The sequence below is a fragment of the Herbidospora mongoliensis genome (genome assembly GCF_001570545.1).
GTDB lineage: Bacteria > Actinomycetota > Actinomycetes > Streptosporangiales > Streptosporangiaceae > Herbidospora > Herbidospora mongoliensis.
In genome coordinates this window covers 77,955-99,555 of record NZ_BBXD01000016.1, presented here as the reverse complement: position 1 = coordinate 99,555, position 21,601 = coordinate 77,955, and the positions used below count along the sequence as shown (strand labels likewise).

Here is a 21,601-nt window from a genome sequence, read left to right as displayed (position 1 = left end):
CCGCCACCGGGGGGTGCTAGCCGCAGTTCTGCGCGCCGTAGGGGACCGTCGCCGTCTCGGTGACCGGCTGGCCACCCACGGTTCCGGTGACCTTCACGGTCGCGGTGCCGGCCTGGATCGTCTTGGCGCGGGTGTTGAACGACTGGAAGGCGTTCTTGCCCGGCGCCACGTTGGCCACGGTCTTCGATCCGTACGGCGTGATGAGCTCGATCGTGAGCGGCCCATCGGAGTCGTTGCGGACGTTGAGCGAGACGTAGGCGTTCGTGCCCGTGCACTGGGTCTTCGGCGTCGCGGTGGTCGCGAACTGCGGACCGCCCTCACCGACGATCAGCTTCAGCGTGGTCCTGACCGTGCCCGCCTCGCTGACGTACGCGGGCAGGATCAGGTCGCCGATGACGGTGTAGGTGCCATCGGTCTGGACCACGGCGGGGTCGAAGTTCCAGTCGACCCCGATGGCCTGGTTGTCCCGGGAGCCGTCGTTGTACGAGACGGACACCTTGGTGGGCAGGACCGGCAGCTCGCCGACGTCGACGTGCTGCTCGAAGGTCTCGGCGCCCTGGATCGAGATGCCGTCGTCCGACATCTCGGGACGCACGTAGATGCGCGCTTCGGCGATCAGGCCGTAGGCGTCGTTGGTGCCGTACACCACGAACGGGTCGACGTTGGTCTCGGCGACCTGGTCGGCGGTGATGGGCTGCCACTTGAACGCCACGGTGCCGGCGGCACCGCTGGTGTACTTCGCGTCGAGCGTCGCCGGCAGGGTCGGGATCATGCCGACACCGGTCCGGATCAGCACCGGGGAGGCCACCGAGTCGACGGTCTCGCCGTTGGCGCGCCAGCGCAGGACGCCGGTTCCGGCGCCACCGGTCTGGAGGCCGAAGATCCGGATGCGGATCCGGCTCGTGGTGACCGGCGCGAAGTTGAACTTGTTGTACGCGTTGAGCGTCAGACCGGCCGCGTACGTGGAGCCGTTGCCCAGCGTGACGGGCGTCCAGGTGGTGCCGTCGTCCGAGGTCTCGATGACGTAGCCGGTGGCCGACGGACGGCGGGTGCCGCCGTTGTCGTCGTACCAGTAGATGTCGGTCGAGGAGAGCCGGACCGGCGAGGCCCAGGTGTACTGGAGGTACGCCTCGGTGGCCGGGCTGGTGCCGTTCCTCGGCTGGCCCCAGTTGCCCCAGCCGTTGCCGGCGCCGGGGTTGGAGTTGGCCGGGTTGGTGGCCTCGTTGACGCGGTTCTGGTTCTCCCACGACGCGGAGCCGCTGGAGGTGATCGTGGCCGAGGCGCCGAACTCCGCGGCGACGGCCTTCTTGGCGAGGGTCACCGAGACGTTCGCGGTCGACCGCTTCTCGCCGTCGTCGGCGAAGAACCGGAAGACGTAGTCGCCCTCGACGGTGCCGGTCACGCGGGTGGCCAGCGCCCTGCTGTCGCTGAAGATGACGCCCGCGCCGGCCGGGGCCGAGACGGTCTCCCAGCCGTAGGCTAGTTCGTCGTCGTAGGGCACGCCGTCGTCGGAGAAGGTGCCGACCACGCGGGAGGACAGGTTGCCGTCCTGCGAGGCGTCACGCACGGCGGTGACGGCCGGGGCCTGGTTGGTGACCTCCGGGACCTCACGGCCCGAGTCGAACACCTGGATCTCGGAGATCGCGGTGAAGTAGGTCGGGCTGTTGGTGAAGACGACGCGCACCTTGTCGGCCGTCACCTTCGGGAACAGCGCCTCGTTGAACTTCGCCGTCGTGGCGGCCGGGTTCTTGAACTGGCCCGGCACTTCCTTCCAGCCGCCGCTGCCGTCGGGCACCTGGATCCACCAGCGCGAGGGCTCGTGGTAGCCACCGGCCTGACGGTCGGAGACGAAGAACGACTTGACGTTGTCGAAGGTCTTGGCCGAGCCGAAGTTCAGCTCGACGTAGCCGTTCTTGTCGGTGGTGCCGTAGTTGCCCCAGTAGGGCTCGTTGGCGGTCACACCGTCGGTGACGGCCGCCAGCGCCACGGGACGCTCCAGCTCCTTGATGGCGCCGGGGGTGTAGTTCATCGAGGTGGTGCTGTAACCCGGGGTGTGGAACTGACGCCAACCGGCGGGGCGGGCGCCCTGCTGGGTGTACGACGAGGCCAGGGTCGCGCCCTTCGCCAGGTTCGCCGAGTCTTCGGTCAAGTCGATGCCGGCCGTCTTGAGGTAGGAGACGACGCGCTCGTCCTCGATCGGGGTGTTCACCGCGCTCGGGAAGTCGTCGCCCTCGGTGGCCTTGAAGGTCACGGTGAGGCCGGCGCCCGGGGCGGGGGTCACGGTGTTGGTGGCCGGGTCGTAGGTGACGTGGCCCAGCTTGTCGGTGGTGAACTTCTTCTCACCGTTGAGGAACAGGCTGTAGCCCGCGCCCAGACCGTAGGCGGTGCCGTCGGGGTCCCACGCGAGGGTGACGTCCTGGCCGTGGTACTTCAGGTTGTTGACCATGAAGTGCTCGTAACCGAAGTTGATCGGCCAGAGCTCGATCTTGTCGTCGGTACGCGTCTGAATTCCACCCATGTCCTCGACATAGATGTAGTTCATGTTGCCGAGCATCACGTGGTTCGGGTTGTTGCGGTTGTACGTCTTGGTGGTCGGGTTCCAGTTGGAGTAGTACTCCGACTGGTTCGGCGCCCGCATGTCACCGGCCGGGTAGATGCTCCACGCCATCCAGTCGAGCAGGCGCTTGGCGTAGGCCGGGGTGATGTACTTGCCCGTCGGGTCGTAGTGCCGCAGGGCCGACCGCACAGCGCGGTACTGCACGGTGAAGTTGATGTTGGAGAAGTTGTTCGAACCGCCGACCCCGTAGGCCGTCTTGTCGTACTGGTTGGCCGTGTAGAACGGGAAGATCGGGAAGTTGTCGCCGTAGGTCAGGAAGCGGTAGCCGTCGACGTACGTGGAGGCCTGGTCGAAGGGGATCAGGTTCTCGGAGTAGACGTCGTAGAGGTTCGACTCCTTGGCCGGGATGTTGCCCCGGGCCGCCACGGGCAGCGGGTTGGGCGTGCCGTTGGAGGCGGCGGCACTGGTGGCGCCGTGCGAGGTGGCGGCCAGGAACATCTTCGTGTCCGGGCTCCACAGCTTGGTCAGGATCGCGTCCCGGATCCCGTCCGCGCTGGTGGCCATCTCGTCGACCTTGGCCTGGTCGGCGCCGGAGATCGAGTAGAGCTGCCGGGCGGCGTCGAAGGCGCCCCACACGTACGCCGACTCCGGACGCTCGATGGTCCGGGCGCCGGGCGCGCCGCCGCCGGTCTTCGGGAACCCGAAGGAGATGGCGTCCGAGTCGTTGCCGGGCATGTAGTTGGTGTCGTACGCGATCAGCTTGTCGTTGTTGCCGTCGTAGTGCTCGAGCTGGCCCTTGCCGTCGCCCTCGAAGAACTTGGCGAACTTGTCGGCCACGGCCGCGCCGCCACCGTGCACCTCGTAGGCCTCCAGGCCCGCGGTGCCGAGGTACTGCGAATAGTGGTTGTTCCAGCTCGTGTGACCCGGGCTGTCCAGGAACGCCGAGGAGCCCGAGAGCTCGCCGATGTTGAGGATCTGGCCGTACGGGAGGTACGGCGTCCGCAGCCACTTGGTGTCCTGCAGGTGCATCGGCTGGGTCAGCGCCACGGCGTTCTGATAGAGATTCACGCCCTCGATCGTCGTGGGGTACTGGTAGACGTAGCCGGTCGCGTTGGCGTCGAGCGTGTTGTAACGCTCACCCCACCAGCGGTAGACGATCGCCTTCTCCAGCGCCGGGTCCGGCACGTCGATGTACGGCACGTCCTTGGCCCACTGGCGGTTGAACGCGGTGATGCCGTCCTTGACGGCGTCGGCCGGGCTCTTCTGCGCGTAGGCGTTGTACTCGGTGATCGCCTGCGGCAGCGAGTCCTGCGACACCGCGCCGACGACCGACAGCGAGACCGAGCCGCCGGCCGGAACCGTGATCTCACGGTCCAGGTTGGCGCCGGCGCGGGTGAAGCCGTCACCGGTCAGGTTGACCCTGATCTGGTTCCACGGGGTGTCGACCAGACCGTTGTTCGAACCGCTCGTGATGGTCCGGGTGCCGGTCAGCTCGGCGTTGCCGGCGCCGGCCTGGGTGGCGAGCGCCGAGGCCGCGCGGACCGTGAAGGTCGCCGCCGAGCCGCCGGGGTTGTTGAAGGTGATCGCGGTGACCGCGACGTTCTCGTACGTGATGAACTTGGTCAGATCGGCGGTGACGCCGGTCGCGCCGACCGTGTACTGGCTCTTGGCGTGGGAGGGTGCGTTGAACCGGTTCGCGTTCACCTCGGTCACGGTCTGGCCGGGAACGGTGACCGTGTAGAAGTTGCCGAGGTTGTTCGGGCCGCCGACGAAGGCGCTGCCGGCGAAGCCCATGGTGGTGAAGTTGGCGTTGCTGGCGCCGCGCATGTAGAGCGTGCGGCCGCGGGTCATCAGTACGGCCGACCCGATCGCGCCCTTCACGCCGAGGATGCGGTCGAGGTAGTAGTCCGTCCCGCCGGCCGCGAGGTCCTTTTCGAAGATCGACTGGTGCATGCTCGAGGCGGTGAACGGAACGCCGGGCTTGACCTGATTCGCGACGTCACCGACGTTGCTGTAAACCGGGTCGCCGATCTCCATCACATGGTTCTGGCCGTTGGTGTAGACACCGACGTCGCCCTCGTTGCCGGGGATGATCGGAGTTGCGGCGTGGGCGGCGGGCGGCAGGCTGACCAGGCCCGCCACAGTGAGCGCAGCCAGGGCGAGCCACGTGGGCGCCCTGCCTATGCGTCTGGCACTCATTAGACTTCCTCCAGGTACCGGGATCGGTCGGTTTGCTTTTCGACGGGGTCGAACGCCGTCGTGAGGGGTGAATCTCGGTCGGGTCGCCGGACGACGTGGACGCGTCGTCCGGCGACGGTGAAGGGGAATCCCGTTACCGCGTTCCCCCAGAGAACGCGGGATCGGTGTCGACGGGCAGCCAGACCCGCATGGTGGCGGGTCCGTGGTTGCCCCAGCGGTGGTACGCCACGAGCCGCAGGGTGATCGGCTCTTCCTCCGGACTGTCCTTCTCGGCCGTGTACGGCCATCCGGTCGGCGCCCCTGAGATCAGCGCCGCCTTGACGTCCAGTTCGATGGCTCCGTCGACCGCCTGTTCCACCGGCTCCTCCGGCCTGACCACGACCTCGGCCAGCGGAGGCTGGTCCCCCACCGACTCGGCGCAGTAGACGAGCGGGCCGCGTTCGATCGCGACGCTGCCGCGGATCGCGTCGATCCGGGAGTCCGGCACGGTCCACCGGGCCGTCATCGGCAGGTCGAGGGTGATGACGTCGCCCGGACGCCAGCCGCCTTCGGCCTCGGCGACCGCGTATCCGGGCGAGACCGCCCGCTTGGTCCCGCCGTGGGAGATGGTCGCGCCCTCGGCCCACGAAGGGACCCGCAGGGAGATCCGCCCGGTTCCGCCCTCGGCCACCCGGACGGTGACCGCACCCGACCACGGGTAGTCGGTCTCGACGTCCAGCACGAGCCCTTCGTGCCGGATCCGGGAGGGCGTGTAGTGGTGGATCCGCACCCCGGACTCCTCCGCGGCCGCGAAGTAGGCGGGCAGCGAGGCGAACGTGCGAGCGATGTTGCTCGGGCAGCAGGACACGGTGAACCACGGGGAGCGCAGCCCGCCCTCGGCGGCCAGGTTGATGCCCTCCAGCGGCTTGGCCGGCACCCGGACCTGGAGCGGGTTGGCGTAGAAGAACGACTTGCCGTCCAGGGCGAGCGCGGTGGCCACCACGTTGTAGAGAGTGCGCTCGGCCAGGTCCGCGTAGCGGGCGTCGCCGGTGGCCAGCAGCAGCCGGTGCGAGAGCATGATCGAGGCGATCCCGGCGCAGGTCTCCGAGTAGGCCCGGTCGGAGGGCAGCTCGTAGTCCTCGCCGAACGACTCGCCGAAGTGGCGCGAGCCCATTCCGCCGGTCAGGTAGGTGCGCCGGGCGATCGTGGACTCCCACTGCGCCTCGACCGTCTTGAGCAGGTCGACGTCACCGGTCTCGACGGCGACGTCCACCACCCCGGCGGCCAGGTAGAGCGCGCGCACGGCGTGGCCGTGGAAGACCCGCGTCTGCCGGACCGGGATGTCGTCCTGGAAGTAGCCCCGGCCGAACTCGATGTCGGCCAGGGCCGGCAGGCCGCGGCGCTCGACGAACCGCCGGGCCATCTCCAGGTAGCGCTCGGTGCCGGTCGCCCGGTAGAGCTCGACCAGGGCCATCTCGATCACCGGGTGACCGCAGGTCTCGGTGGTCTCCATGAACCGGGCGCACACGTGGTCGGCGACCCTGCGGACGACCTCGGTCAGCTCGTCCTCGCCGTGCATGCGGAGCCTGGCCACCCCGGCCTGGATGAGGTGGCCATAGCAGTACAGCTCGTGGCCCCACTCGAAGTCGGTGTAGCGCGCGTCCTTCCAGCGGGTGTTGAGGTAGCCGTCGGGCTCTTGGGCGCGGGCCACGATCGCGGCCAGCTCCGGCAGCGCCGGATGGTCGGCCCAGGCCATGCCCTCGAGCAGCTTGTAGATCTCCGAGTCGCTGAACTCCCGGCCCCGGCGGGGGACGTCGCCGCGGAAGTTGGCGATCCAGCCCTCCTTCTCCATCCACTCATGGGCGTGCGCCATCGTGACCGCCCGGTTCAGGGCGATCCGGTCGCCCCAGAAGCCGGGGGCGGGGCGCACGGCGTCCAGGCCGAGAGGGGACAGCACGCCGGAGGACGGCAGCACGGGACTAGCCACGCAGAGCTCCTGACATGAATCCGCGCACGTAGTGGCGCTGAAGGACGAGGAAGAGGATCAGGCAGGGGATCGCCATGACCATGACGCCGGACTGCAACATGCCGTAGTTGATGGCGCCGAACGTGTTCTGCGTCATGCTCACCACCGCGACCGGGAGCGTGAAGCTGGCGCCGTCGTTGAGCAGGATCAGCGGGGCGAAGAAGTCGTTCCAGGACGCCAGGAAGGCGAACAGGCCGACGGTGATCAGGGCGGGCCGCACCGCGCGGAGCAGGATGCGGGTGAAGGCGCGGAAGGTTCCGCAGCCGTCGACCAGCGCGGCCTCCTCCAGCTCCTTCGGCAGCGCCTCGAAGGCGTTGCGCATCATGAACAGCGCGAAGGGCAACTGGAACATGACGAAGACCAGAGCCACGCCGACCAGCGAGTTCTGCAGCCCGATGTAGCCCAGCAGGACGTACAGGGGGATCAGAACCGTCGCGTACGGCACCATCAGGATCGCCAGGGTGGCGAGGAACAGCAGGTTCTTGCCCGGGAACTGGAACCGGGCGAAGGCGTAGCCGCCGAGCCCCGACACGAACAGGGTGCCGACGACGGTCACCGCGGAGACGATGAGGCTGTTGGTCAGGTAGGTGCCCAGCCCTTCGCCGTACTGGGCCATCTCCACGTAGTTGTACGGTTCCTCCAGCGACGCCCAGCCGCTCCACACCAGGGGGAACAGGAAGAGCACGGCCAGGGCCGCCATCGTGGTGTAGTACCTCACTGTGTAGACCTCACTCCGGCCTCCTGAGGACCCGCATCTGCAGGGCGTTGAGTGCCACCAGGGCGATCAGCAGCACGACCGACAGGGCGGCGGCGCCGCCGAGGTCGAACCGGAGGAAGGCGTCGCGATAGATGACCATGACCATCGAGACGGTGCTGTTGTCCGGGCCGCCGTTGGTGAAGATGAAGAACTGGTCGAAGGCCAGCAGTGAGCCGGTGACGCTCATGATGAGCATCAGCGCGATCGTGGGGCGCAGCAGCGGCAGCGTGATCCTGCGGAAGATCACCCAACGGCTCGCGCCGTCGGTCCTGGCCGCCTCGTACACCGCGACCGGGATGGCCTGCAGGCCGGTGAGCAGGATGAGCATGTTGAACCCGGCGAAGCGCCAGAGCACCAGCGCGATCGTGGAGAACAGCGCCATGTTCGGCGTGCCGATCCAGCTGACCGGCTCGTCGATGATCCCCAGGTTCCGCAGGATCGGGTCGATCGGGCCGAAGTCGCTGTTGAGCATGCCGTAGAACAGCAGGCCGGCGGCCGCGAAGCCGACCGCGCCGGGCAGGAAGAACGCGGTGCGGAAGAACCCCACACCGGGCCTGCGCTCCTGCACGAGCAGCGCCAGTCCGAGCGCGAACAACGAGAGCACGACCGTGATGATCACGGTGTACTTCAGGGTGAACCACACGGAGTCGAGAAAGAGGGGGTTGTCGGTGATCTTGGTGTAGTTGTCGGGGAAGTTGAGCTTCGCCTCACCGAGCAACGGCCACTTGTTCAGCGACATCCAGACGACGAGGACGAGTGGCGCCAGGAAGAGCACGACCACGATGACGGCGGTCGGGAAGGCGTACAGCCATCCCTGTGCTCCTTGACGGCGCCACCAGGGCGGCGGCGCAGCGGCGGCGGAAGAACCGCCGCGCGCCGCACGCCCACGGGGACGTGTCAGGGTCGTCATGACTGCAGAGAGGCGTTAATCGCTGCGTTGAGCTCGGGAAGCTTGGCGGTGTCGCCGAACAGCGCCTCACGGGCCAGGCGGAGGAACGGGCCCTGCGGGTCGTTGAAGCTCTCACCGAACTTCAGCGCCATCGGGGTGCGGCCCTTGCCGACCAGCGAGTTGATCAGGACGACTCGCGGGTCCTCGGCCGAGTACTTGTTGTTGGCCAGGTCGACCCGGGCGAGCACGTCCTTGTTCTTGGCCATGACCTCGACCTGCGCCTCGTCGGAGACCGACCAGGACAGGAAGTCCCAAGCGGCGTCGGCGTTCTTGCTGGTGGAGGAGATGCCGACCGAGTCGCCGCCCACGAAGGTGGACTCGCCGCCGTCGGGGCCGGCGATCGGCGCGACACCGATCTTCATGTCCGCGGGCATCGAGCCGAGCGTGGTCGACGGCATCGGCATGACGCCGATCTCACCCTTGGGGAAGAAGCCGGTCCACGTCGGGCCCTGCTCCTCCTTGGTGGTGGCGCCGGTGACGCCCTTCTCGTAGAGGCCGCGGTAGATCGAGAACACGTCGGTCATCGGCGACTTGTCGTTGAGCGACTCGGTGCCCTCGGCGTTCAGCGTGTCGCCACCGGCGGCCCAGACGGCGGGCCAGAAGGTGAAGACGAAGCAGCCGCCGCAGTTGCCGCCGAAGAAGGTGCCGCTGACCTTGCCGTCCTTGCCGAGCTTCTCCTGGACGGTCGTCGCCTGCTCGGCGTACTCCTTGAGGGTCGTGGGACCCTTCTCCGGGTCGAGCCCGGCCTTCTCGTAGAGGTCCTTGTTCCAGAACCAGACCGAGAGGTCGAGGGTGTGCGGGAGGGTGTAGTTCTTGCCCTCCATGGTGCCCAGCTTCATGTGCGACGGAGCAAGACTGTCCTTGAACGGCAGGGCGTTGACCCTGTCCGTGATGTCCATGAACAGACCCTGCGACGTGTAATTCGGAACGAAGACCACATCCGACGCGAAGATGTCGGGCAGCTGCCCGGCTCCCGCCGCCGCCGCGACGCGCGGCTGGTAGTTGTCCGTCGGAATGACGGTCAGTTTCACCTGGTTCTTGTGACCCGCGTTGTAGGCCTGCACCAGTCGCTCACTCTGAGCCTGGGTGGCCGCACGCGTCCACATCGTGACCTCGACTGCCGGTGCGTCCGTGGCGGCGGGCGCCCCTGGCTGCTGCGCAGCCTGCTCGCCACCATCCGAACCACCGCACGCCGACATTAATGACACCAATGCGACCAACGCAGCACTAACCAGTACACGTGGCTTCATGGCCTGCTCCTTCCGATACCCCCCGAACCGACGACCGAAATCACCTAAAAGGTTTTCGTAACGTAGAAGAAACCTGCACTAGTGTCAACGGTATGCCGGGTATGATGCCGTTTGACCAGGAAGTGTCAGGCGAAAGGGTTTTCGGGAGTGACGACGAGACGCGCGACCATAACCGACGTGGCCGCCCTTGCGGGCGTCTCCGTCGCCACAGCCTCCAAGGCTCTCAACGGCAAGGACGACGTCCGCGCGACCACCAGGCAACTGGTCATCGACGCGGCCACACAGCTCAGTTTCCAGCCGAATGTGCTGGCCCAGGGCCTGCTCAGCGGGCAGACCCGCACCGTCGGGCTGCTTACGAGCGACATGGTGGGCCGGTTCGGCATCCCGGTGCTCCTGGGCGCGGAAAACGCTTTCGGCGCGGGTGAGATGGCGGTGCTGCTCTGCGACGCCCGCGGCGACGCGATCCGGGAGCAGCACTACATCCGCACACTGCTATCCCGCCGGGTCGACGGCCTCATCGTGGTCGGCGAGAGCACCAACCCACGCCCGTCCATCACCAAGGACGTTCCGGTCCCCGTGGTGTACGCCTACGCGCCCTCGGACGACCCCGCGGACGTGTCGTTCGTCCCCGACGACGAAGGCGGCGCCAGGCTCGCCGTGCGCCACCTGATCGCCACCGGACGGACCCGCATCGCCCACATCACCGGCCCCACCGACTACAAGGCCGCCACCGACCGGGATCGGGGAATCCGCGGGACCCTCGACGAGGCCGGTCTCGAACTGGCTGGGGAGACGCTGTACGGCGCCTGGTCACAGCGCTGGGGGCGGCTCGCCGCCGACATGCTGCTGCTGAACGAGCCGAAACTTGACGCGGTGTTCTGCGGCAACGACCAGATCGCCGCCGGGTTCATCGAGGCGGCCAGGGAGAGGGGCCGCCGGGTGCCCGACGACATCGCGGTCATCGGCTACGACAACTGGGAGGTGCTGTCGGAGGAGACCCGGCCCACCCTCACCACGATCGACCCCGACCTGGAACGCCTCGGCCACACCGCCGCCCAGCACCTGTTCGCCGCGATCGACGGAAAGGCCACGCCGGGCGTGCACAGCATGCCCACCCGGCTGGTCATACGCGATTCCACGGCACCGTCGATGCCGGAGCTCTAAAGTCTTTCGATGATCGTCACGTTGGCCTGACCGCCGCCCTCGCACATCGTCTGCAGGCCGTAACGTCCGCCGGTGCGCTCCAGCTCGTGGAGGAGCTTGGTCATCAGGATCGCGCCGGTGCCGCCCAGCGGATGGCCGAGCGCGATCGCGCCGCCGTTCGGGTTGGTCTTCTCGGGGTCGGCGTCGAGCTCCTTGAGCCATGCCATCGGGACCGGCGCGAACGCCTCGTTGATCTCGACGACGTCGATGTCGCCCATGGTCAGGCCGGCCCTCTTCAGCGCCTTCTTGGTCGCCGGGATCGGCGCGGTCAGCATGTAGACCGGGTCGTCGCCGGTGAGCGCCAGCGTCACGATGCGGGCCCTGGGCGTCAGGTTGTGATCGCGTACGGCCTGCTCGGAGGCCACCAGGATCGCGCCCGACCCGTCGGAGATCTGCGAGGAGGTGGCGGCGGTGATCCGGCCACCCTCGCGGAGCAGCTTCAGGCTGCCCATCTTCTCCAGCGTCGTGTCAGGGCGGGGGCCCTCGTCGTCTTCGACGCCGTTGACCGGGAGGATCTGCTCCTTGAAGTAGCCGTTGGCGACGGCCTTGGCGGCGCGCTGGTGGCTCTCATAGGCATAACGGTCCAGGTCCTCGCGGCTGAAGCCCCACTTCTCGGCCATCAGCTCGGCGCCCCGGAACTGGGAGATCTCCTGCATGCCGTAGCGCTCGACCCACTTCTCGCCGAACGGGAACGGCATCCCCTTCTCCAGGGCGGCCGTGATGCTGGAGCCCATCGGGACGATCGACATCGACTCGACCCCGGCCGCCACCACCAGGTCCTGCGTGCCGGACATCACGCCCTGCGCGGCGAAGTGGATCGACTGCTGCGACGACCCGCACTGCCGGTCGATCGTGACACCCGCCACCGTCTCGGGCAGACCGGCGCTCAGCCAGGCGTTCCGCGCGATGTCCATGGACTGCGGCCCGAACTGCATGACGCAGCCCATGATCACGTCATCGACGGCGGCCGGGTCGACACCCGTCCGCTCGATGAGCTCCTTCAGCGGATACGCGGCCAGATCGACAGGATGGACGGCCGACAGCCCGCCCTTCTTCCTGCCGACGGGAGTGCGAACCGCACCGACGATGTACGCCTCTGCCACGATGGCCTCCACCTGTTCACGAAACCGAGCAACATTCGGTCGTTACTTCGGAGGCTACCCCAGACCCTTCTCAGACGCTCCTGGGCGGGAGGAGATCGGCGGGTTCGAAGACCTGGAATCCCCAGTGGTCGACCACGGGACCGTCAAGAGCCGTCCCGAGGGCGAGGGCGACGTTGCCGGGATCGAGCATGCGAGCGTCGCCTTCGAGCTCCTCGATCACGCTGACCGTGATCTTGACAACCTCGGTGGCGTAGGGCATCAGCCCGGCCACGGCGGCTGGAAAACGATGCACAGGCGTTACCGAGACCCGGAAGCCGGCGGCCTCGTAGACACCGTCGGCGGACCAGCGCGACTTACGCGCCTTGACCGCCGCTGCCTCGGCGTCGTCCGAAGCGCTTTCGCCGGCCGCGCTCCCGGGCCCGGCTTCGTCGGTGGCGTCTTCCGACGAGTCCTCGGCGGTCTCGGCGGTTCCGTCGGCTTTGGCCTCGGTGGTCCCCTCAGCTTCAGGGGTCTCGTCGGTGGCGGCTTCCGGCTTGTCTTCGGACGGTTCCGGCGCGCTTTCCGCAAGCACGTCTTCCGGGCCGCTCCCGGGGCCTTCTGCCCCGCTTTCGACCGATTCCGGTACGTCTGCCGCAGGCGCGTCCGCGAGGGCCTCAGAGTCGTCCTCAGGGCTCTCTTCGGTAACAGTGTCCTCTTCCGTACCGAGGATCTTGATCAGCGCCGGGGTCAGCTCCGATTCCTCGACGGCTGGGAGGTAGACCGCGTACTCCAGCTCGGTGTCCTCCGCCGGGTCGTCGGCCGAGCCCTGGCACAGGTAGTAACCGCCGAGGCGGTAGGCGAGCCCGGCCGCCAGCAGCTTGTCGTAGTAGTCGACCGGGAGCGGGCGCTCGGCCACCACGCGGTGGGCCCAGAGCTTCTCCTCGCCGTCGAGGCCGAGTTTCTTCGCCAGGTCGCCGGTCAGCTCGATGCCCTCGTGGATCCGGGTCGCGGCGGCCAGCACGTCGGCGCCGTCGAGCTCGGCCTGCGGGTCGGCCAGCCGGACCAGCTCCAGGATCGCCTCGGGCTTGGTCTTCGCCGGTAGCAAAACCGTGGGGCCGGTGCGAAGACGGCCAGGTAGCAGCAGATTGGACAGAAGACCCATGTGCCCCTCCTTACGTAGAAGTCAGGACGAGGCTAGGCGCGTCCCTGTCATCGTCGCGTAAACGATGACATTGTCTACGTAGTGACGGGTGGAGCGGTTGTAAGTTCCACCACATGTGATCAATCTGAGCTCGGCCATGTCGCTGTCGCCGTAGACCCGCTCGGTCGGGAAGGTCGTCTTGTCGGCCTGCTCGATGCCACCGACCGTGTAGATCGCGACGGTGCCGTCCTGCCGGACCACTTCCACGGTGTCGCCATACTTCATCTCCGCCAGCCGGTTGAAAACCGCCGGGGCGTTCGTGGTGTCCCGGTGCCCGACGATGGTGGCCGGACCGGCCGAGCCCGGAGTGGGGCCGTTCCGGTACCACCCGGCCAGGTTCGTGTTGGCGAGCGGCGGCGGCTCGATCGCGCCGTTCTTGTCGAGGCCCACCGAACGGATCGGCGCGTCGATGTTCAGCCGCTTGATGATGAGGCGCTTGGGCGAGGACGGCTGCGTCATGGGCGAGACCGGCGCGATCGGCGGCAACGGGGCCGGCGCCTCAGGAACGGCCTGCGGCAGCTCCGGACCGCCGCCACGACCCACCTCGGGGAGCATGGCGTTCTTCAGCGTCACCCGATCAGTGGGCTCGCGGTACTCCTCCGGGTTGCCCAGGATGAAGACCAGACCCAGGCCAACGGTCAGGAGACCGGCCACCGCCGCGATGACCAGCACCAACCGGACGAGCTGGGTGCCGTTCCTGCCCTCGGGTTCCGGCTGAGGCGCCGCCGGAACCTGCTGGTAGTAGACATAGCCCTGCGGCTGCTGGTTCGGATCCTGCTGCGGGTAGTAGCCGGTCACCGGCGCCTCATCCCTGGTATGGGCGTCGCCGGGAACGCATGAACAGTCCGCCGATGCCGGCCGCGAGCACGATCGCCGAGCCGGTCAGCACGAACACCCGTCCGTCCGGACCGAGCACACCGCCGCCGCCGGTCGCCACGCCGCCGTCGGGCGTCTCGACCTGGTCGTCGTCGACGGGCACCTCGGCCGTGGCGGTCTCGGTCACCGTCTTGGTCGGCTTCGGCGCGGACGGCGTCGGAGTCGGCGTGGGGGTCGGCGTCGGCGTGGGCGTCGGGGTGGTGCTGGTCCCGGCGGTGCTGACGGCCAGGGTCGCGGAGGCCGGCGTCGGGAGGGGAGCCACCGTCGGCAGGGTGCAGACGAACTTGGCGGCTTCCGTGGTGCCCTTCATGAGCCGGAGCGTGAACGTCTTGGCCGTCAGGATGAGCTGCGTCGTGCCGGTCAACGGCGTGATCGAGGCCGTGGGGGTCGGCAGGGCCGGGAGCGCGCCGCCCATGGAGACCGGAGCCGCCGGGGCGACGGAGGCCGAGGGAGTCACCGTGGCGATCGCCGCCGCGCTGCCGTTGCCCTTGATCTCGATCTCGGCGGCCACCTGGATCGAGTCCGTCGTTTCGAGCGCCGCCGGGGCCGGCGGAAGCGCGGTGCCGCCCAGCGAGACGTTCGCGGTGAACGGGGTGCCGATGATCCCGGCCGTCACCGATGAGTTCAGGGCGACGGTCACGTCATAGTTGGCCGCGGTGCCCACATCGCCGGCGAGTGTCGGGATGCAGGAGTAGCTCACGGTCTTGGTGTCGGCCGTGGCGCTGGTGAGCATGGGTCCGATGCCAAGAAGAAACCCAGCGCTGACCACACCGGCTGCGGCGGCCTTAGTTGCGATGCGTCGCCGTGCCTTGTCTTTCAGCACTGACTCTCTCCGTTTCAGATTCGATGACCGTTTCATGGCGGATGGGGAGATCCTAGGGACAAAGCCTGGGAGAAGGCAGAGACAACCCCAACTCTGACCACAATCAGTCAAGATTACGTCAAGAAACCACGCGTCTCCGCAGTAACAGCCCGCCGACCATCGCGGCGAGCGTGACAGTGCCTCCGGCCAGCACGAACACCCGCCCGTCCGGCCCCAGAACCCCTCCTCCGCCGGTGGCGACACCCCCGTCGGGGGTCTCGACCTGAGCGGTGACGGTCGCTGTCGCGGTGCGGGTGGAGCGGTCGACCGGCGTGTCAGCGGTCACCGTGGCGGTCGCGGTCACCGTGCCCCTGGGCGTCGGTGTGCCGCTGTCGGTCGGGGTGGGGGTCGGGGTGTCGGAGGAACTGGGGGTCGTGGACGCCGTGGGCGTCGGGGACGCGACGACGGTGATCTTGAGGGCCACCGGGGTGGCGGTCTCGGGCAGGATGCAGCTGTAGAGCGCCACGTCCGCGGTGCCGCCCGTAGGCCTCACCCGCAGCACGAAGTCACGCGCGGACACCTCGAACACACCGGTCGCCGTAGGAGTGATGACCCCCACGAGCGGCGGGATCGGGTAGACGCTGGCGCCTTGGGTGACCGCCACGCTGACCGTCACCGTAGCGTTGGCCGTCGCGCCGGGGTACACCGGGTACTCACCGTCCGGCTCGCCGGGCGGCGGGACCGTCTGAGTAGCGGTGGAAGTCCAGCCCGGGGTGGGGGTCCACCCTGGCGTAGGAGTCCAGCCCGGCGTGGGAGTCCAGCCCGGAGTAGGCGTCCACCCTGGCGTAGGAGTCCAACCCGGGGTGGGCGTCCACCGGGGAGTCGGTGTCCACCTCGGCGTCGGGGTCCACCTGGGAGTGGGCGTCCACTTGGGGGTCGGGGTCCACTTCGGCGTGGGAGTCCATCGCGGAGTGGGGGTCCAGCTCGGAGTCGGGGTGGGAGTCCCGCTCGGGGTCGTGCTCGGTGTCGTGCTGGGGGTCGTGCTGGGGGTCTGGCTCGTCGACCCGCTCGGTGTCGCGCTGGGCGTCGTGCTCGGAGTGGGGGTGGGGGTGCCGGTCGGAGGAGTCAGCGCGGGGCCGGTGGCCCGCAGCATGCCCTGGGCGGCGACCTGGTCGCCCACCGCCAACGGCGTCGGCAGCACCAGGACCGGTCCGCCGCTCGCCGTGGGTGTTCCGGGGGCCACGCTCCAGACGATCGACACGGCCTGGCTCGGAGTCGGCTGGTCGGGTGCCCCGAGGAGCACCCGCACCTGGTAGGGCGTCGCCGACGTCTCCGCGCCCTTACGGCACTCGTAGGTCGCCGTGCCGTCGGTGTTCCCGGCCAGCGCGGGGAGGCCGAGTAACAGCAGGGCCGCCGCAGCCCCCGCGCCCGCTCCGCGCACGGCGAAACGGGCACGCGTCTTCAACATCCTCATCGCTTGCCCCCGGAACGCCCGTCTATCCGCGGACCTCGGTCAGGGTCGCGTAGACGACGATGTTGTCGGTGTAGTGATGGGTCTTCGAATTGTACGCACCACCGCACGTGATCAACCGAAGGCTTGAGGTGATGGTGTTCCCGTAGACGCGCTTGGTCGGGAAGGACTTCTTGCTGACCTGCTCGACGCCGTCGACGGTGAAGACCGCCAGTTTACCGTCCGCCCGCAGGATGCTGATCTTGTTGCCGCGCTTGATGTCCCGCAGCCGGCTGAAGACGGCCGCGCCCGAACGGGTGTTGACGTGCCCGAGGATGACGGCCGGGCCCTGGTCACCCGGCGCGGGGCCGTTCTTGTACCAGGCGGTCTCCTTCGGCTTGCTCAGCGAAGGAGTGCCGATCTCGCCCTTCTTCGTGACACCGACGGTACCGATCTTGGCCCGGTTCACGCCGACGGCCGGAATGCTGATCTTCACCGGGCGCGACGTCTTGGGCTCGGTCACCTTCGGCGTCGAGCTCGCCTTCGCGTCCGGCTTCGGGACCTCGATGTTGACGCCCACGCCGTTCGACTGGGCCACCACCTGCGGCGACAGCGTCAGCGGGGCGACCGGCTGGGTGGCCGGCTGCGGCGGCGGCGCCGTCGGGTCGGCCGCGGTCAGCGGAACCCCGGGCCCGCCCGGACCCACGGTCGGCGGAATGACATAGGAGTTGCCGGCGGCCTGGATGCTGACCTCGTCGGCGGCCTGGTCCTCGGCGGGCGAGGTCGGCGAGAGCACCATCAGCAGCCCCGCCATGATCGCCACGATGCCGCTGAACGACCCGCCGACCAGCAGCGCCGTGAGGGCGCGCTTGGACATGCCACCGGGAGGCGGCGCCTGCGCCGGGACCTGGATGACGGGGACGAGCTGACCGGAAGGCGTACCGGAGACAGCGGCTCCAGGAACCGCGCCCACCGGAACACCGGCGCCGGGCACCTGAGCACCCGGAACAGCCGCACCCGGAACCTGAGCACCGGGGACGCCTGCCCCCGGAATGCCCGCACCAGGAACGCCGGGACCGGGAACCTGGCCACCGGGCGCACCGGCGCCGGGAACCTGGCTCATCGGCACCATCATGACCGGCACCATGCCCGGAGGCACCGACCCGGTCGGGACCATCACCACGCCGCCCGGCGCGGTCGCGTCAGGCACCGCGGGGATGTCCGCCGTGGCGTCGGCCGCCGGGGCCGCGGGCTCCAGGGGCTTGGCCGGCGTCTCGCCGCTGTCGCCCTTCACGAGCTTGTGGCCGGTCGCCTTCAGCAGCCTGTCGTAGGGGTGCTGGACGATCGCGGGCCCCGAGGAGGACTCCGCCTTCGGCTGCTCCGGCTCCGGCTCGTTGTCCGGCGTCGGATAGGGGTTGCGCTTGTCCGTCATCCCCGCTCCCCGGAGTGGGCCGCGCGCCTGCGCAGCAGCTTGAGTCCGCTGAACATTCCGCCCATCAGCATCAACGCTCCGAGCGCCACGACCGCGACGCCGGAGTTCGACCGTTCGGGTGCCTCGCCCGTCGCCGCGCCGCCCAGCGGCGTGATCGCCACCTGGGCCACGGTCGGGGTCGAGGTGAGGGTCACGGTCGTGGTCGCCGTGGGAGTGGGGGTGCCGAGCACGACCACCGAGACCAGCGGCGTGAAGCGCTCCTGCGGCGTCTGCGACTGAGTGCCCGTGGGCGTCGCCGAGCCGGTCGGAGTGGTCGAGGGCGTCTGCGACGGGGTGTTCGAAGGGTTCGTCGACGGCGTGGTCGAAGGCGTGGTCGACGGGTTGCCGGACGGGTCGGGCGACGGGGACTGGGTCGTGCTGCCGCCGTCGGTCACCGTCAGCGGGATCAGCGGGAACTTCGGCTCAGGGGTGCAGACCGTGCGGTAGGGCGAGGCGTTCAGGTTGTCCGCCGTGTCGGCGTACACCTTCCACGCGTCGACCCGGGCGTACTTGTCCTGAGTCCGGTTCTTGATCTTGACGGTGTACTTGCCGTAGGGCAGCGCGGTGGCGGCGGTGAACTTCTCCAGCACGCGGCGCTCGCCGGCGACCTGCCAGTAGGCGTTGTAGCGCTGGGAGGCCTCGTCGGGCGGGTTGCCCTGGTCGGTGACGAGCGTGAACTCGCTCATGTCGTTCTTCTTGTCACCGAAGAGGTCGACGCCGGTGCCGACGAAGGTGAACGTCGCCTCTTCGTCCTCGTTCTTGGCCTCGCGGAGGTCCTGGTCGTAGTGGGTCTTGCCGAAGTAGGGATTCGGGTCGATGACCTTGTTCCAACCCGGGCCGTACCAGTGCGAGAAGTCGCCGACCGCGTTGAAGTCGTTGTTCCAGGTCGACTCGACCGGAGCGAGGTCCAGGATGATCGGACCGACCTCGATGGAGCCGGAGCCCGCCCGCTCGGCGGTCGCCAGACCCGGGCTGACCACGCCGAGCTCCAGCGGCTTGCCGTCACGCAGGCGGCTCTCCTCGATCAGGCGGGTGCCCGTCGAGTCGATCGCGCCCTGGCCGGTCCACACGCCGTGCGCCTTCACCCGGGCGGTGACCGCGATGTGGCCGCCCTTGTCGTGGTTCGGGTTCAGCGGGTCGGGGACCTTCACGCTGCGCTGCGCGTCACCGAGCTGCCAGTTGATGACCAGCTGCTGCCCGACCGTCAGCTCTTTCGACGAGAGCGAGATCGAGGCCGCGATCGTCTGGTTGTCGGCCAGTGGCCCGACACACTTGAAGTAGTAGGGACCTTCTGCCGAACCCTGGCTCGTGCCGGGGAAGACGATCAGTGCGCCAGCAGTGGCAATTCCCACCGCTCCCAGGGCGGTCAACCGCCGACGCATCCGTTCCCTCCGCATTGCCCACACTCCGTTATAACGGCATACCAAACCGAAGGTAGATCTTATGGGGTTAAGCAAGGCCACTGGTGGGAACGTGGCGCACTTGTGATGCGGTCCTCAGCATGTTCCCGGGAGTAACAGAATCGTATTCTGGTTGTCATGGACCGAACCCTCTTCGAGGAGGAGCACGCGCTCTTCCGTGAGACCGTGCGCAAATTCATGACCCGAGAGGTCGTCCCGAACCACGCACAGTGGGAGAAAGACGGCATCATCCCCCGCGAGATCTGGAAAAAGGCCGGTGACCTGGGCATGTTCGCCATGTCGGTCCCCGAGGAATACGGCGGGATCGGAATCACCGACTTCCGGTTCAACGTGGTCGTCATCGAGGAGATCATCCACGCGGGCGCCAGTGGCCTGGGCTTCGGCCTGCACAACGACGTCATGGCCCCCTACTTCATCGACCTCACCAACGACGAGCAGAAGGCGCGCTGGCTCCCCGGCTTCGTGAGCGGCGAGCTGATCACCGCCATCGCGATGACCGAACCCGGCGCCGGCAGCGACCTCCAGGGCATCAGGACCACCGCGGAGAAGGACGGCGACGACTACGTCCTGAACGGCCAGAAGACCTTCATCACCAACGGCATCAACTCCGACCTGGTGGTCGTGGTGGCCAAGACCGACCCGGCGGCCGGGGCGCGCGGCACGACGCTGTTCGTGGTCGAGCGCGGCATGCCGGGCTTCGTCCGGGGCCGCAACCTCGACAAGATCGGCCTCAAGGCGCAGGACACCGCCGAGCTGTTCTTCGAGAACGTCCGCGTCCCGGCCGCGAACCGGCTGGGGAACGAAGACGGCCAGGGCTTCTTCCAGCTCATGGGCAACCTGCCGCAGGAGCGCCTGTCGATCGCCGTAGTCGCGGTCGCGGCAGCGGAAGCGGTCCTCACGGAGACGATCAACTACTGCCGCAGCCGCCAGGCGTTCGGCCGGAATCTCGGCAGTTTCCAGAACACCCGGTTCGTGCTGGCCGAACTGGCCACCGAGGTGGAGATCGCCCGCCTGTTCGTCGACACGTGCATCAACGCGCTCAACGCCGGAACCCTCACTCCGGTCGACGCCGCCAAGGCCAAGTGGTGGACCACCGAACTGCAGAACAAGGTCATCGACCGCTGCCTGCAACTGCACGGCGGTTATGGCTACATGACCGAATATCCGGTGGCCAAGGCCTGGCTCGACGCCCGCGTCCAGACGATCTACGGCGGTACCACCGAGATCATGAAAGAGATCATCGGTAGATCCTTCGGGTTCTGAACCGATCCAAAAGAGGGCCTAAAGCTTCATACTGGGCCCATGGAATACTCCGGGCTGATCCTGCTGGTCTTCCTGGCGTTCCTGGTCGCCTGGCTCCTGAACAAGGTGCGCCGGTTCTTCCGGCTGGGGAACCTCGCCTACGCCGGCGTGATGATCGTCTTCATCATCGCCATGCTCTTGATCTGGGGCCAAACGATCAAATGAACCCAGCGTTCGACCCGGCCCTGCCCGCCGCCGATCGGGCGCTCATGGCCGCCGCCCCCGAGTTCCTCCACCCGGTCCCTGCCCGCCCCCGCTGGGGCGGCAGGGTGCCCGCCGACGCCTGGACCGCGTTGCTGTCCGCGTCGCTGTGGGGGTTCCTGCCCGTCGTGATCGGCCGCCTCCACGGCCGGTGGTGGTTCCCGCTCGGTGCGACCCTGCAGGTCGTCCAGCTCATGATCTGGTTCTTTTACGGCTTCGCCCCCAGCTTCACCATCAGCCTCGCGGTCGAAGTGGTGGCATTCCTCGTGCTGCTCACCCTGTCGGGCGAATCCCCCGTCGCGAAACTCGCCCGCAAGCACCAGGGCCGCTACGTGATCGACCTGCACCTGCGCGACGCCGAGTTGCTGGAGCGCACCCAGAAGGCGGTCTCCGCCGTGCTCGACTCCAGCGTCAACCGGGCCGGCCTGCTCGACGACATCGCCAACACCGTCACCCTCCCCCGCCAGGAGTGGGAGATCGCCGAGACCCTGGCCGAGATCACCCGGCTCCGCCGCGAACAGCGCGCGGCCAGGAAAGGCAAGGTCACCGACCGCATCGCGGAGATGCTCGACGCCCACGACGGGGCCCTGAAAATGGCCACCGAGTCGCTGACCGCCCGGGTCGAGGCCCTGGAGGACTACGGGCTGCGGGTGATGGCCGCCGACGACGCCTACCAGGAGTGGAAGACCCTCCAGGACCTGGCCGACGATGGCGACGCCTACACCGAACTCCTGGCCCGGACGGTCCGCGACCGCCTGGCCACCAAGGAGATCGACGAGCTGACCGAGAAGGCCGCCAGGGTCGAGGCCGCCCTGCGCGAAAGTGTCCGCGACGCCCGCAAGGCGGGCCTGGTCCTGCTCCCGAAGGCGGGCTGA

18 protein-coding genes are annotated in these 21,601 nt (G+C 68.3%); 5 read left to right on the top strand and 13 right to left on the bottom strand.

Annotated elements, in window-relative coordinates; genetic code table 11:
• Positions 1-16 precede the first annotated feature (16 nt).
• From AW272_RS23200 to AW272_RS23180, 5 genes are all read right to left on the bottom strand, one after another.
• Positions 17-4,756, bottom strand: coding sequence for a discoidin domain-containing protein (locus AW272_RS23200; RefSeq protein WP_218011024.1), 4,740 nt, complete (start codon positions 4,754-4,756; stop codon positions 17-19).
• A gap of 133 nt (positions 4,757-4,889) precedes the next feature.
• Positions 4,890-6,722 carry a glycoside hydrolase family 127 protein gene (locus AW272_RS23195; RefSeq protein WP_066368895.1) on the bottom strand — a complete coding sequence of 611 codons (1,833 nt, stop codon included), beginning with the start codon at positions 6,720-6,722 and terminating at the stop codon, positions 4,890-4,892.
• Entirely contained in the window at positions 6,715-7,479 is a 765-nt protein-coding gene (locus tag AW272_RS23190; protein WP_218011023.1) for a carbohydrate ABC transporter permease, read from the bottom strand. Before AW272_RS23190 ends, AW272_RS23195 begins: the two co-directional genes overlap by 8 nt.
• 10 nt (positions 7,480-7,489) lie before the next feature.
• Positions 7,490-8,428: a carbohydrate ABC transporter permease gene (locus AW272_RS23185; RefSeq protein ID WP_066368893.1), complete on the bottom strand. Its 939-nt coding sequence runs from the start codon at positions 8,426-8,428 to the stop codon at positions 7,490-7,492.
• Positions 8,425-9,573, bottom strand: coding sequence for an ABC transporter substrate-binding protein (locus AW272_RS23180; protein WP_245657687.1), 1,149 nt, complete (start codon positions 9,571-9,573; stop codon positions 8,425-8,427). Before AW272_RS23180 ends, AW272_RS23185 begins: the two co-directional genes overlap by 4 nt.
• A 321-nt stretch (positions 9,574-9,894) precedes the next feature.
• Between AW272_RS23180 and AW272_RS23175 the strand changes: the two genes are divergently transcribed.
• Entirely contained in the window at positions 9,895-10,881 is a 987-nt protein-coding gene (locus tag AW272_RS23175; protein WP_083958589.1) for a LacI family DNA-binding transcriptional regulator, read from the top strand.
• On the opposite strand, the gene AW272_RS23170 is transcribed toward AW272_RS23175, so the two are convergent.
• The 6 genes from AW272_RS23170 to AW272_RS43485 form a co-directional block, all read right to left on the bottom strand.
• Complete coding sequence (locus tag AW272_RS23170) at positions 10,878-12,023, bottom strand: acetyl-CoA C-acetyltransferase (protein WP_066369506.1); 1,146 nt, start codon at positions 12,021-12,023, stop codon at positions 10,878-10,880. The two genes, AW272_RS23175 and AW272_RS23170, sit on opposite strands and share 4 nt — an antisense overlap.
• Before the next feature lie 70 nt (positions 12,024-12,093).
• The gene (locus tag AW272_RS23165) at positions 12,094-13,164 is read right to left on the bottom strand and encodes an ICP22 family protein (protein WP_066368887.1); all 1,071 of its coding nucleotides are present in this window, start codon (positions 13,162-13,164) and stop codon (positions 12,094-12,096) included.
• Between the two features lie 21 nt (positions 13,165-13,185).
• Positions 13,186-14,001 (bottom strand): class F sortase, encoded by an 816-nt coding sequence (locus tag AW272_RS23160; RefSeq protein WP_083958588.1) that lies wholly within the window; start codon positions 13,999-14,001, stop codon positions 13,186-13,188.
• 7 nt (positions 14,002-14,008) lie between these two features.
• Entirely contained in the window at positions 14,009-14,812 is an 804-nt protein-coding gene (locus tag AW272_RS23155; RefSeq protein WP_066368885.1) for a hypothetical protein, read from the bottom strand.
• A 208-nt stretch (positions 14,813-15,020) separates the two neighbouring features.
• The gene (locus AW272_RS23150; protein ID WP_066368884.1) at positions 15,021-15,587 is read right to left on the bottom strand and encodes a hypothetical protein; all 567 of its coding nucleotides are present in this window, start codon (positions 15,585-15,587) and stop codon (positions 15,021-15,023) included.
• Positions 15,588-15,594: 7 nt separating this feature from the next.
• Positions 15,595-15,846: a hypothetical protein gene (locus AW272_RS43485; RefSeq protein ID WP_169807607.1), complete on the bottom strand. Its 252-nt coding sequence runs from the start codon at positions 15,844-15,846 to the stop codon at positions 15,595-15,597.
• A 6-nt stretch (positions 15,847-15,852) separates the two neighbouring features.
• Here AW272_RS43485 and AW272_RS43480 point away from each other — a divergent pair, with 6 nt between their 5' ends.
• Positions 15,853-16,197, top strand: coding sequence for a hypothetical protein (locus AW272_RS43480; protein WP_066368881.1), 345 nt, complete (start codon positions 15,853-15,855; stop codon positions 16,195-16,197).
• Between the two features lie 180 nt (positions 16,198-16,377).
• Here the strand turns inward: AW272_RS43480 and AW272_RS23135 are convergent, their stop codons facing one another.
• A complete protein-coding gene (locus AW272_RS23135; RefSeq protein WP_066368874.1) occupies positions 16,378-17,763 on the bottom strand; it encodes a class F sortase in 1,386 nt (461 codons plus the stop codon).
• Entirely contained in the window at positions 17,760-19,184 is a 1,425-nt protein-coding gene (locus tag AW272_RS23130) for a hypothetical protein (protein WP_157518720.1), read from the bottom strand. The genes AW272_RS23135 and AW272_RS23130 overlap by 4 nt, the downstream gene beginning before the upstream one ends.
• A gap of 156 nt (positions 19,185-19,340) precedes the next feature.
• Between AW272_RS23130 and AW272_RS23125 the strand changes: the two genes are divergently transcribed.
• The 3 genes from AW272_RS23125 to AW272_RS23120 are packed head-to-tail and all read left to right on the top strand — an operon-like array spanning position 19,341 to position 21,601.
• Positions 19,341-20,486 (top strand): acyl-CoA dehydrogenase family protein, encoded by a 1,146-nt coding sequence (locus tag AW272_RS23125; protein WP_066368870.1) that lies wholly within the window; start codon positions 19,341-19,343, stop codon positions 20,484-20,486.
• 39 nt (positions 20,487-20,525) lie between these two features.
• Positions 20,526-20,690, top strand: coding sequence for a hypothetical protein (locus AW272_RS43475; protein ID WP_169807606.1), 165 nt, complete (start codon positions 20,526-20,528; stop codon positions 20,688-20,690).
• Positions 20,687-21,601, top strand: coding sequence for a hypothetical protein (locus tag AW272_RS23120; RefSeq protein WP_066368868.1), 915 nt, complete (start codon positions 20,687-20,689; stop codon positions 21,599-21,601). Before AW272_RS43475 ends, AW272_RS23120 begins: the two co-directional genes overlap by 4 nt.